Source organism: Pseudomonas sp. LF020 (assembly GCF_053456425.1).
This window is the reverse complement of record NZ_JBRFIX010000001.1, coordinates 1-12,502: the sequence shown is the minus strand read 5'-3', so window position 1 is coordinate 12,502 and position 12,502 is coordinate 1. Positions and strand designations below refer to the sequence as shown.

Below are 12,502 nucleotides of genomic sequence, written 5' to 3'. Positions count from 1 at the left end.
ATCCAAACATGTTGCAGCGCTGACAGGACGTCAGACCGGGGAAGTCGCAGCATTTGCCGACAGGGATCGTTATGAACAACCAGGCACATCAACACCCCATCCCCCGCGACACACCGGGTATCTACCCATTTGCCGGGTTGCCGGTACGGTTGGGTTTCCCCTCGACTGAGGATTTCCAAATCGTTCAGAACAGCCATGGTCGCGCGGCAGTGGTGGCGCGCCGGGCATTCTTGCGCATCACCCGGATGTGTCGGGTGTCCGGGCAACTGCTGCCCTATCGCTGTCGCCAGACCCGCCAGCTACTGGCCGGCATCCATATCTACGACCCGCGCTTTTGCGGGTTGCTCGAACATGCCTGCGATCCGAATGTATTTCTGGACATGAGTGAACTGTGGCTGTGGGCGCTGCGCGACATTCAGCCGGGTGAACGCCTGACCATCGACCTCGCCGCCACCGAGGACCGTTTGTTGCAGCAATTCGCCTGCACCTGTGGCTCGCCGCGCTGTCGGGGGTGGATCACCGGTTACGACGAGCCACCCAGTATCGAGGGCCAGCACTTTTTGCAGCACTGGCGGCACGCGCACTGATCGGGATTACAAGGCTCCGACCGGACGCAGGCGATATTGCGGCGGCAGTTGCTCGAAACCGCTGATGGTGGTGTTCAGGCTTTTCCAGCGACCGTCCTTGATGCCGTAAATGCAGCCGTGGATCGACAGGCTCTGCCCGCGATGCCAGGCATTCTGGATGATGCTGGTGTGGGCGACGTTGGCCACTTGCTGGACGACGTTGAGCTCGCACAGCCGATCGACCTGCTCTTCCTCGGTGGGCAGCTTGGCCAGTTCTTCTCGTTTTTCGTAATACAGGTCGCGGATCGAACGCAGCCAGCCATCGATCAGACCGAACTGGCGATCCTGCATCGAGGCGCGGACCCCGCCGCAACCGTAGTGGCCGGTGACAAGGATGTGTTTGACCTTGAGCACATCGACTGCGTACTGGATCACCGACAGGCAATTGAGGTCAGTGTGCAGCACCACGTTGGCGACGTTGCGGTGTACGAACAGATCGCCCGGCAGCATGCCGACGATCTCGTTGGCCGGCACCCGTGCGTCGGAGCAGCCGATCCACAGATATTCCGGGGTCTGCTGGCGCGCCAGCTTGGCGAAGAAATCCGGGTCTTCCTTGGTGATCGCGTCAGCCCAACGCTCGTTGTTATCAATCAGGTCTTGTAAGTCGTGCATGGTTAAGGCCTCAAGAAAGATGCGCAGGTATGACAGACGACCGCCCGTCGGGGTCACGCGAGAATCGCCGGTGTTTTTCTTTGGAATTCTCGGGTGCCCGGTGAGTCCACTCAGTAAGGCCCACAGTATGAGGATTTGCCATGACTGATTCACGACGTCCGTACGATGCGGTGCAACCGGAACCCATCGATGACAACGAAGACCGCATGGGCTCGGTGCACGAGCTGGATTTCGATGAAGACGAACCCAGCGCCAAGATTGGCGACGAGATTCCGGAACGTGAACGCGAGCAACTGATGCCCAACGAAAGAGTACGCGAGGCCGGGTTTACCGGTGCATCGACCGCTGACCATGAACCGACCGACGACGATATGAGTCCGGAAACACTGATTCATGAAGATGGCGCCCGGGATGCCGAGGAAGCTGGCGAAGGCAATCAGGCGGATTGGGATCTGAGCATTGTCGATGAAGACGACATCGGCGGCGGCAATGGCCTGGATGAGGCGGAGCTGGCGCGGCGCGATCCGCTGGATGGCAACCGCTGATAGCCTGATGTGACGCGACTCACTGTAGGAGCTGCCGCAGGCTGCGATCTTTTGATCTTGCTTTTAAAAACAACATCAACAGATCGCAGCCTGCGGCAGCTCCTACAGGTATTCAGTCAACCAACGTGCAGGCCATGACCACAGCATCTTCACGCCCGCCCACCGCCGGATAATAATCCCGCCGCCGGCCAATCTCATTGAATCCATAGCGCTCATACAGCTTGAACGCCGCAGTATTGCTGTCACGCACTTCCAGAAAACACTCCCGCGCTTCAGCCGCATACGCTCGCGACATCAGATGCTCGAGCAGCGTCAGCCCCAGCCCACGCCCCTGATTTTCCGGCTTGACCGTGATGTTCAGCAGGTGCGCCTCATCCAGAATGATCTGCACCACGCCATGGCCGACCTGCTGCTGGCCTTCGAACATCAGCCAGATTTGATACTTGCCCAGCCCGTCGAGAAAAATCCCGCGGGTCCAGGGATGGCTGTACGCCGCGTATTCGATCTTCAATACCGCGTCCAGGTCCGCCTCGGTCATCGGGCGGAACGATACAGCTTCACTCATTCGATGGTTTCCAGCGCGCCATCAGCCGACGCATGGCTTGCCACACAGCGGCTTTGCGCTGCGGCTCTTCCATTAACAATTCCAGACCGGGGATGGCCCAGGCCTGGCCCAGGCCTTCGATCTGCAACTCACTATTGAACGCTGCAGCATCCGCCTCACCGGCAAAGCGCACCGCCGGCAGACCGATCAGCCACAGGCAGGCGCAAGGCGCCGCTTCCATTTGCACCGAAAGGAAGCCTTGAACGAAGTCGCGCGCCGCCTCCGGGCCTTGGTCCATGGTGCCGCGATTCAACCATGGCCAGCGCACCGGTTCGCCGACGATTTGTGGCGCATCCGGCAGACCGGCGGCGCGCAGCATGTCCTTAAGCAGCAGATAAGCCGGATCGCGGCTCTGGAACGCTTCGCCTGTGGGTAACTCGACCAGCAGCAGGCAAGCCCCGGCGCGCAGCAGTTGCAGAGCGAAACGCGGAGGCGGCACGGGCGCGGGTTTGACCACGACCGGCGCCTCCTCGACCTCTGCCACCGGTTTGGCACCGGTGCGGGTGCTGGCGAGCGACGGGCGTGGCACTTCGATCTTCGGCCGTTCGACCGGGCGCAGTGCAGTCTGCACCGGGGCTTGGGCCTGAGCGACCGGCATCGCCACGACCTCGGGCTCAGGCTCGGGCATGTCCAGCAGCTCGGGCCGCGACGGGGCGGCGAAAGGCAATTCGGTGCGCGGCAGCCAGTTGACCACCTGCATGGCGTTCAAATAGGCGCGGCGGCGGGACTCGATAAGCAAAGGTCGGCCACTTGTGGATAACTGAAAGTAGGCTGATTCTACCGCCCTTCGTTCAAGATCGCTTGCTGTTGATCGATAGCCTTTACCTGGGCTCGCTCCCTGAGAAAATGCGACAGCCCGTCCCGAGAGTGAATCGCATCCCTCCCGATGCAGTACAATCGCGGCTTTTAATCGCCAACCAGCCGGCCATTCCGATGATCGAACCCAAGCGCGTCTTGCGCGCCCTCGCTGAACACTGGGCACTTCTGGAGCCACTGTGCGAGCACTTCGACCAGGGCACCCTGAGCCTCAACGAACTGCGCACGCAACTGGCCGCCCAACAACTGGACAGCACGCCGCAGGACATCACCAGCCTGCTCGACGTGTGGATTCGCCTGGACATTCTGGTGCCCGTGGCGAAAAGCCCGAACCGTTTCGAGCTCAACGCGCAGATCCACGACTTCCTCGCCTACCTGCGTCGTGAGCACCGTCTGGGCCTGTGCCTGGAAATTGAAGCCTATCTGCGCCACCTCGAACGGCTGGCCGGCTACATTCAGGACGCGTTCGACGTGCGCGATGGCAACGACCTCGCCCGTCAACTGCGTTTGCTCGACATGCGCGTTCGCGACGTGCTGAAAAAGCTCGATAACGATGAGCAGGCACTGGTGGCCGTGGCCGAACGGGCCAAGACCAGCGACCGGCAGATTCCGTTGCGTCAGCGATACGCCGAAGTGTTGGCAACCTGGGACGAATACGTCGAGCCGATGATCGACCTGGTGAACGCCGACGGCGCCTTCGAACAAGGCGTGCGCAAGGTCGAAACCGTGCTGCTGAAGATGCTCAGCGAACAGCAGCGCCTCGGCCATCTGGTCGATGACGACATGCTGCTGCGCACCCACGCGCGCATCCTCGAGATGCAGACCAGCGCCCAGCTGACCCTGCGCCACGCCCGCGAACTGCTGCTGCCGCTGCGTGAAGAGGCGCGCCGGCACAACGCCGTGACCCGTGGCGCCGCACTCGCACTGGCGGCGATTCGCCGCAAAGGCATCGATGCCGTGCCGCAAGCGGCGATGCCACTGTTCACCCGGCCGCAAAGCACCTTCCTCGGCAGCGCCAGTCAGGTCGAGGCCTACGTCTACGCCCTGGCGCGTTTCGAGCCGAAACCGGCGCGTTTCCCCAAGGCGCACAAGACCCAGAAGACCGGCGACGCCCCGCGCGCACCGCGCACCGTGCGCGAGATGGTCGAGCGCTGCGAAGAATCGCTGCCGATGCCGGATCTGATGACATGGTTGCTGGAGCAGGAACCGGACGGCGCCACCGACGAATTGCTCTACTGGTTCTCGCGTCTGTCGCGGGAAAAACGCTTCACCCGCGAGCGTCTGGAACGCCGCGAATACCACACTCACGAGCACCAGGTCAGCCTGCGCTCCTTCGCCCTGCTCTCGGCCCGCGACCCTGCCGCCGCCGAGGATTCTGCGAGCATCCCCAATGCATCTTGATCTATCCGAACTGTCCCAACTGGCGCCGATCTTCCGTGAGCTGTTCAAGGGCTACCACGTCAGCCGCCGCGACCCGGAGCTGTACGCGCAACTGTCGAACTTCCAGGATCAATACCGCACGCTGTTCAAGGCGCTGGGGTTCGAGCTGGTCTGCGACACCCGGGGTTTCTACTACTTCGTGCCGGACATGGCCGCTGCGGCGGTGAACAAGACCGCCCAGCGTCTGGCACTGTTCACCTTCATCCTCGTCGAGCACCTGGCCGATCAGGGCCGCGACCCGATTGCCGTGCTCGACGGCGGCAGCCTCGGCCGCGAAGAATTGCCGTCGCTGCTGGACAAATACCGCGACCTGTTCATCCAGGCCGAAGTGCAGACCGTTGAAGAGCTCGAAGAAAAAATCATGCGTCGCATGACTCAGCTTGGTTTCGCCGGCGAAGAAAACGGCGTGTACCGCTTCCTGCCGCCGATGCACCGTTTCCTCGACGTGTGCCTGTCGGTGCAACAGGACCGCGATCTGGCGGCCAGCGTGCACAGCGTGCTGCCGCTGCCGGCACCGGTGGTGATCGACGAAGAAGCCGAAGCGAAATTCCTCGAGACCGACGATCCGCTTGATCTGTCCGAATTCGAAGAAGAAAGCGAAGAAGACGCACTGGCCCGCGCCATTGCCGAAGAACAGGAGTCCGACGCATGAGCCAGGAACGCTACGGCATCCGCCGCTTTGCTCTTTTGAACACCGCCGGTTACAGCCTCGGCCTGTTCCCGCTGGAAGAACCGCTGTCGGTTTACGGCGCGAATAACCTCGGTAAGTCGGCGTCGATCAACGCCTTGCAGTTCCCGATTCTGGCGCGCATGTCGGACATGAGTTTCGGCAAGTACAGCCTGGAACAATCGCGGCGTTTCTACTTCGCCTCCGACACCAGTTACATCCTCGTCGAAGTCAATCTGCCCCACGGTCCGCACGTGATCGGTGTGGTCGGTCGCGGCCCGGGTGGTGGTTTCGGTCACCAGTTCTTCGCTTATGCCGGCAAGCTGGATCTGGCGCATTACCAGAAGAACGACACCTGCCTGCGGCAGAAAGAGCTGTTCAGCAACCTTGAGAAAGAAGGCCTGAAAGCCTACGAACTCAAACCTGATGAATTGCGTCGTCTGCTGGTGGGCGGGCACACCTCTATCCCGCTGGACCTGACGCTGATCCCGCTGCGCTCCACCAGCGAGCAGAGCCTGAAAACCTTCCGCGCGCTGTTCATCAACCTGCTGCACATGCGTGAAATCACTGCGGCCAAGTTGAAGCAACTGTTCCTCGATGCCTTCGAGCACAGCCTGCGTTCCGGCAGCGTCGATTACATCGCCGCGTGCGAAGAAGCCTTCCGCGACGTGCGCCGCATGGAGCAGGACTACAACTCGCTGGTCGCCGCCGGCCCGCTGGTCGAAGCCTTGGCCAACGGCGTGAAACAGCGCGATGTGCTGCGCGGCAAGCTGCATCGCCTGTCGCCGCTGCTCGACTCGTTGCTCGGCACCTGGTCGGACTACGCCACGGCGCGCAAGGAAGAGCTGACCATTCAGGCCGAACACTACCGTCGCGAGCAGGACGATCTGCAAAACGATCAGCGCGGTGGCACGCAGGAACTGATGCGTCTGGAGCGGGAAATTTCCGGTATCCAACGCTGGCTCGGTGAGTTGTCGGTGCTGAAGAACCGCTTCGCCCTGGTCGATGACGTGAAAGTGCTGGAGCAACAGTTGCTCGCGGCCAAGGATGCCCACGACGAACTGGCCGGTGCGCTGGCACAGTCCCGACAGTTCAGCGCCGAGGATCTGGAAGAGCGTCTGCGCGATCTGGAAAAACGCCTGAAGTCGGTGAAGCAGCAACTCGATCACGCCGACAACAACAGCTATGCGCGCCTGCGTGAGGAGTTCTCACAGCAGGACGTCGAGCGCCTGATGCGCCTGTTCAACAGCGCGCTGTTCAGTCTGCCGCTGGGCGAACATGGCATCACCCTCGACGAGGATGGCGAGTGGGTCAAATCAGTCGAGCTGATCCTCGATGGCTTCAAGGGCGAGCGTTTCGAAGTGCCGGGGCTGTCGATCGACATCTCGCACATCGAGCCGCCAGCTCTGCAAGCGCTGGCCGACCGCGCCGCGCTGCGTGACCAGAAAGAGCGTCTGGAAAAAGAACTCAAGCAACTGAAAACCCAGCAAGCCGTGGCTGCCGACCGCGCCGCGAGCAAGACCCAGACCGAAGCGCTGTATCAGCAAGTGCTGGATGCGCAGAAAGCCCTGGAAGATTTCCGCCGTACCCAGACGCTGAGCGCCGAAGAAGGCGACAAGCTCGAGCAACTGGCGCAGATGGAAGCCGCGCAGGACGAACTCAAGCGCTCCAGCGATGCGTTCACCGAGCGCGTCCAGCAGCTGTCAGCCAAGCTGCAACTGGTCGGTCGGCAGATCGCCGACATGGAAGCCAAGCAGCGCACCCTCGACGACGCCTTGCGTCGCCGTCAACTGCTGCCGGCGGACCTGCCGTTCGGCACGCCGTTCATGGATCCAGTCGACGACTCGATGGACAACCTGCTGCCGCTGCTCAACGACTATCAGGACAGCTGGCAAGGCTTGCTGCGCGCTGACGGGCAGATCGAAGCGCTGTACGCGCAAGTACGCCTCAAAGGCGTGGCCAAGTTCGACAGCGAAGACGACATGGAGCGCCGTCTGTCGCTGCTGATCAACGCTTACGCGCACCGTACCGACGAAGCCCTGACATTGGGCAAGGCACGGCGTGCGGCGGTCACCGACATCGCCCGGACCCTGCGCAACATTCGCAGCGACTACGACAGCCTCGAACACCAACTGGCGCTGTTCAACCGCGAGATCAACAAGCGTCAGGTGTCCAACCTGCAGAGCTTCCGCATCGTCCTGGCGCCGAACAAGGAAGCGCTCAAGCACATCGACCAGATCATCCACAGCGCCGGTCAGTACGAAGAAGGCGAAACCCTGTCGGTGTTCGATCTGAGCCAGAGCGCCGAACAGGACAACAAGAACGAAGAGGCCAAGGAATATCTGGCACGGTTGGTGGCAGCGAACCACAACCAACTAGGCCTCAAGGACTTGTTCGAACTGGCGTTCGAGATCACCAAGGTCAACGGTCAGCCGGTGATTCACACCGACATCGACGGCGCGGCCTCCAACGGCACCACTATGACCATCAAGGCGCTGACCAACATGTACTTGTTGCTGCACTTGATGGATCGCGACCTCGCCGGTCGCGTGCGCTTGCCGTACTACCTCGATGAGGCGGCGGACATCGACGAGAAGAACCAGGCCGCGCTGCTGGAAACCAGCCTGCAACTGGGCTTCGTGCCGATTCTGGCGAGCGTGAAGCCGCAAGTCTGCGCCAGTGTCGCCATCGACCTAGAGGGCGGCAGCGGTCCGGCGGGGATCTACATCGACGAGGCGGACTGGAAGTACATCCGCCGCCATGATGTGGTGAAGGCCACCGTCAATGTGCAAGCCGATGAGCCGGAGCTGGATGAGGTTTGACCGGCGTTAGCTGAAGGCAAAAAAAGGGCCGCGATCTGTTGGGATCGCGGCCCTTTTTTATGGCTTTGGGTTTGTGCTGACTTAGAGGACCTCATCGCTGGCAAGCCAGCTCCCACAGGTTTTTGCGCTAAACACAAATTCTGTATACGACATAAAACCCTGTGGGAGCTGGCTTGCCAGCGAAGGCGTCCTCCCAGACGCCACATCAATTCCGGATTACTTACCGAGCGAAATCTTCGGCGCCCAGGTCAGCCACTCATCCTCGAACTTGTCGAACAGCGGGAACGTCTGCTCAGGTCGTGCCGGGTTGCCCATGCGCTCACCGTCCGGCGTGGCGAAGGCGATGCCACCCTGAATCGCCGTCTCCAGCGACTCCGTGCGCACCGTCAGACCATTGAACAAGCCGATGTCGAAACCGACACCGCTGGTGTTCCAGAATCGGCTGCCGCTGCGCACCAGCGGCGCGTACTTCGGCTCGATCAGAATGTGCACCAAGACGCGATCTGCGGTCTGACCCAGCTCATAGCCCGTGACTTTGCCCACAGTGATTTCTCGGTAGGTCACGGGTACGCCCGGTTTCAGTGAGCCACGGCGCGCAGCGCTCAACACCAGACTCAAACCGGCTTCCTGTTTGGCGACTTCCGGCGGACTGGCCAGCGCAACGAAGTTCTTCTGCGGGCCGAGGTTTTTTGCCGCCGGCTGCACTTCCACATACTGCCCGGTAACCAGGGTTTCCAGGTTCTGCGTCTTGATCAGTCCCAACTCTGGCTTGACCACCCAGAACTGACTGCCGACCCGCGCAATGCGCTCCGGCACTTCGGTGATCCGCGCGGTAATCATCACGGCTTGCAGATCGTCGGTCAGATCGACGTCTTCAATCTTGCCGACATCCAGGCCTTTGAAACGAATCGGCGTGCCCGGACGCAAACCATCGGCGCGGTCGACCTTGATCGTGACTAAAGTGCCTTTCTGGTTGGCCTCGTCATGGTTGGCGAACAGCCGGAAGCGTGGAATACGCTTCTGCAGCGGCGCTTTGGCTTGCGGTGTTTCGAAGGCAATGCCGCCGGCCATCAACGTCTGCAACGACTCGCTCTTGACCTGAATCCCGCCCGTCAGACCACCGGTGAGGGTGATGCCGCTGACGTTCCAGAAGCGTGTCGACGCGTTGACCAGGTTTTCGTATTCCTTCTCGATATGCACGCCAATGACGATTTGTTTTTTGGTCTTGGAGAACTGATAGCTCTGAACCGAACCGACCTTGACCTGCTTGTACAGAATCGGACTGCCGACTTCGATCGAACCGAGAACATCGGTGAACAGCACCAGGTGCAGACCCGGCGAACGCAGATCCAGCGGCGGCGCTTTTGGCCGCGCCTCGAACTCGCGTTTCGGCGCGGCACCTTTGTCGCCCGGACGCACGGCGATGTAGTTACCTTTGACCAACGCTTCGAGCCCGGTGATACCGGCCAGGGAAATCGACGGTTTGACCACCCAGAACTGCGTGCCTTCGACCAGATAGTCTTCCGCCAGAGGATCCAGCGTCAGCTCGGCCGTGGCGCTATTCAGATCCGGATCGATTTTCAACGCTTTCATGTTGCCGACCTGAATGCCCTTGTACATCACCGGCGTACGGCCGGCCTGCAGGCCTTCGAAGTCACTGAGTTTGACCTTGACCCGGATGCCGGCAGCGGCGGCGTCGAAGTCCTCATACAGGCGGAACGGCAGGCTTGGATCAGTGGGTGGACTGTCCTTGCGATTCTCCGGTGTGGCGAAGGCGATACCGCCGGCGACGATGCTCGCCAGAGACTCGCTGCGTACCTTTACCCCGGACAGGTTGGCGTCGATGCTGATGCCGCTGGCATTCCAGAAACGTGTGTGTTTGCGCACCAGTTTGGCGTAGGTCGGCTCGATGAACACTTTGAGCTCAACGGTGCTCTGGTCTTCAGACAGCACGTAGCTTTTGATCTGACCGACCTTGATCTGTTTGTAGAACACCGGACTGCCGCGGTTCAGCGAACCAAGGCGATCGGCCTTGATGGTCAGGTGCAGGCCGGGCTTGGAGTCCGACAGCGGCGGCTCTTCGGCGAGTGCCTTGAACTTGCGGGTCGGCTCGCCTTCACCGGGACTGATGGCCACGTAATTACCTGAAACCAGGGTTTCCAGACCGGTAATGCCGGCCAGGGTCACGCTCGGTTTCACCAGCCAGAAACGCGTGCTGGTCTTGAGGTATTGCTCGACGTCCTTGTTCATTTCGACGGTGGCAATTACCCCTTTGGAGTTGCCTTCGTCATCCAGTTTGAGTGTCTTCACTTTACCCACTGGCATGCCCTTGTAGACCACTTCGGTCTTGTTGGCCTGGATGCCTTCACCGCTTTCGAAACGCACCTGAATCTCGATGCCGGTTTCGTTATAGGCACGCCAGCCGAGCCAGCCGCCGATGATCAGGGCAATCAGAGGCAGTACCCAAATGGCAGACCAGTTGGAGGCCGGTCGGGTTTTCGCTACAGGCAAATCAGTCATGGTCGTCGTCCGACTCCGTGTTATCCCAAATCAGTCGGGGATCGAAAGTTACTGCGGCAAGCATCGTCAGAATCACCACACTGGCGAAGGCGATGGCGCCAAGGTTGGCTTCGACACTGGCAAGCCGGCCGAAGTTGACGACCGCCACCAGAATGGCGATCACAAAGATATCGAGCATCGACCAGCGACCGATGAACTCGATGAAGCGGTACATCCAGATCCGCTGCCGTGCAGACAATGGCTGGCATCGCTGCACCGAAAACAGCAACAACGCGATGCCCACCAGCTTGAAGGTCGGCACCAGAATACTGGCGATGAACACCACGGCGGCAATCGGGATCATGCCGTGCTGCACCAACTGGATCACGCCGGACATGATGGTGCTAGGGTCGCCCTGACCCAAAGAGCTGACGGTCATGATCGGCAACACGTTGGCCGGAATATAGATAATCGCAGCCGTGATCAGCAGGGCCCAGGTTCGGACCAGGCTGTTGGGCCGGCGAGCGTGAACCAGCGCGCCGCAGCGCGTGCAGGTCTGCTCGTCGGTGTCCGCATCCTGTCTGTTCAATTCATGGCATTCGGTACAGATCAGAATGCCCGCATCAATCGCCCGCATGGGCATCCTCTCCTGATAATGCCTGCCAGATCTGGTGCGGTGACATCACCACTTCCAGCCAGACCTGGACCAACAACAAACCGATGAAACACGCCAGACCGAGGCCGACGGTGATGGCCGCCATGTCCGCCAGTTTGACGATCGCCACGAGGACGCCCATGAGGTAGACCTCGAGCATGCCCCAGTCTTTGAGGTGGTGATAAATGCGGTAGAGCAGCAAGCCGTAACTGCGGCCGATGTTGAAACGGATCGTCAGCAAAACGAATAACTGGCAAAGCAACTTCAGCAACGGAATGGCCATACTGCACAGGAATACGACGATCGAAACGCCCTGCATGTCCGTATTGAACAAGCCGAGCACGCCGCTCCAGACCGTATCCTGCGAAGATTGTCCGAGGATATTGAGTTGCATGATGGGTAAAAAGTTTGCCGGGATATACAGCAATAATGCTGCGATCACCAAGGCAAGGCTGCGCTGCACCACATTATGGCGATGGGCGTACAACTCGTAACCGCAGCGCGGGCAGAGCGCTTTCTCGCCATAGGCAAGCTCGGGCTTGCGCATCAGCAGGTCGCACTCATGACAGGCCACCAAGTCTTCCAGCGGTAAATCTGACAGCCCTTGGGCGTCAACCGGATCTGACATAAAGGCTCTGGCTCCGAAAAAGATGGGGGTTATTCTAGTGTTCTGATTCGAAAATAACTGTGCAAAATTGTTCGCTGGCTAAGCAAAAATACTTTCCTGCGGGCAAAACAAAACCCCAACTGCTTTCGCAATTGGGGTTTCGGAATTTAATCTTGACGATGACCTACTCTCACATGGGGAAACCCCACACTACCATCGGCGATGCATCGTTTCACTTCTGAGTTCGGGATGGGATCAGGTGGTTCCAACGCTCTATGGTCGTCAAGAAATTCGGGTACTGACTCGCGGCCGGTTGGCCTCGCTTCAGCAAATCGGGTATGTGATACAGGTGTTTGTGAGCAGCGCGAACTTTCGGTTCATTGCGTCTTCACACACCGCAATCTGGTCTCTCTCGAGTAGTCAGATTGCTTGGGTGTTATATGGTCAAGCCTCACGGGCAATTAGTATTGGTTAGCTCAACGCCTCACAGCGCTTACACACCCAACCTATCAACGTCGTAGTCTTCGACGGCCCTTCAGGGAACTCAAGGTTCCAGTGAGATCTCATCTTGAGGCAAGTTTCCCGCTTAGATGCTTTCAGCGGTTATCT

The 12,502-nt window shown here is 60.0% G+C and carries 11 protein-coding genes and 2 rRNA genes; 5 read left to right on the top strand and 8 right to left on the bottom strand.

Going from position 1 to position 12,502, the window contains the following annotated elements; all coding sequences use genetic code 11:
- The first annotated feature begins 71 nt into the window (after nt 1-71).
- Nucleotides 72-587, top strand: coding sequence for an SET domain-containing protein-lysine N-methyltransferase (locus tag ACU680_RS00065; RefSeq protein ID WP_448178348.1), 516 nt, complete (start codon nt 72-74; stop codon nt 585-587).
- A 6-nt stretch (nt 588-593) separates the two neighbouring features.
- Here ACU680_RS00065 and can read toward each other — a convergent pair whose 3' ends face one another.
- Nucleotides 594-1,238, bottom strand: coding sequence for a carbonate dehydratase (gene can, locus ACU680_RS00060; RefSeq protein WP_003228196.1), 645 nt, complete (start codon nt 1,236-1,238; stop codon nt 594-596).
- Between the two features lie 140 nt (nt 1,239-1,378).
- On the opposite strand from can, the gene ACU680_RS00055 reads away from it, so the two are divergent.
- The gene (locus ACU680_RS00055) at nt 1,379-1,783 is read left to right on the top strand and encodes a serine kinase/phosphatase (protein WP_400764706.1); all 405 of its coding nucleotides are present in this window, start codon (nt 1,379-1,381) and stop codon (nt 1,781-1,783) included.
- 112 nt (nt 1,784-1,895) lie between these two features.
- Here ACU680_RS00055 and rimI read toward each other — a convergent pair whose 3' ends face one another.
- Together rimI and ACU680_RS00045 are read right to left on the bottom strand one after the other, a co-directional pair.
- The gene (gene rimI, locus ACU680_RS00050; protein ID WP_007961522.1) at nt 1,896-2,348 is read right to left on the bottom strand and encodes a ribosomal protein S18-alanine N-acetyltransferase; all 453 of its coding nucleotides are present in this window, start codon (nt 2,346-2,348) and stop codon (nt 1,896-1,898) included.
- Nucleotides 2,341-3,087, bottom strand: a complete 747-nt coding sequence (locus ACU680_RS00045; RefSeq protein WP_448178707.1) for an energy transducer TonB — start codon at nt 3,085-3,087, stop codon at nt 2,341-2,343. Before ACU680_RS00045 ends, rimI begins: the two co-directional genes overlap by 8 nt.
- 233 nt (nt 3,088-3,320) lie before the next feature.
- Between ACU680_RS00045 and mksB the strand changes: the two genes are divergently transcribed.
- Genes mksB through mksF form a run of 3 tightly spaced genes read left to right on the top strand, consistent with a single transcriptional unit; the run spans nt 3,321 to nt 8,132 of the window.
- Nucleotides 3,321-4,604, top strand: coding sequence for an Mks condensin complex protein MksB (gene mksB / locus ACU680_RS00040; RefSeq protein ID WP_448178347.1), 1,284 nt, complete (start codon nt 3,321-3,323; stop codon nt 4,602-4,604).
- Complete coding sequence (mksE, locus tag ACU680_RS00035; RefSeq protein ID WP_448178346.1) at nt 4,594-5,295, top strand: Mks condensin complex protein MksE; 702 nt, start codon at nt 4,594-4,596, stop codon at nt 5,293-5,295. Before mksB ends, mksE begins: the two co-directional genes overlap by 11 nt.
- On the top strand, nt 5,292-8,132 hold the full coding sequence (gene mksF / locus ACU680_RS00030; RefSeq protein WP_003228206.1) for an Mks condensin complex protein MksF: 2,841 nt from the start codon (nt 5,292-5,294) through the stop codon (nt 8,130-8,132). Before mksE ends, mksF begins: the two co-directional genes overlap by 4 nt.
- 216 nt (nt 8,133-8,348) lie before the next feature.
- On the opposite strand, the gene ACU680_RS00025 is transcribed toward mksF, so the two are convergent.
- The 5 genes from ACU680_RS00025 to ACU680_RS00005 form a co-directional block, all read right to left on the bottom strand.
- A complete protein-coding gene (locus ACU680_RS00025) occupies nt 8,349-10,652 on the bottom strand; it encodes a PqiB family protein (RefSeq protein ID WP_367085731.1) in 2,304 nt (767 codons plus the stop codon).
- Nucleotides 10,645-11,268, bottom strand: coding sequence for a paraquat-inducible protein A (locus tag ACU680_RS00020; protein ID WP_448178345.1), 624 nt, complete (start codon nt 11,266-11,268; stop codon nt 10,645-10,647). Before ACU680_RS00020 ends, ACU680_RS00025 begins: the two co-directional genes overlap by 8 nt.
- On the bottom strand, nt 11,255-11,914 hold the full coding sequence (locus ACU680_RS00015; protein ID WP_367085732.1) for a paraquat-inducible protein A: 660 nt from the start codon (nt 11,912-11,914) through the stop codon (nt 11,255-11,257). The genes ACU680_RS00020 and ACU680_RS00015 overlap by 14 nt, the downstream gene beginning before the upstream one ends.
- Before the next feature lie 150 nt (nt 11,915-12,064).
- A 5S ribosomal RNA gene (gene rrf, locus ACU680_RS00010) occupies nt 12,065-12,180 on the bottom strand.
- 153 nt (nt 12,181-12,333) lie between these two features.
- A 23S ribosomal RNA gene (locus ACU680_RS00005) occupies nt 12,334-12,502 on the bottom strand; the annotation flags it as partial.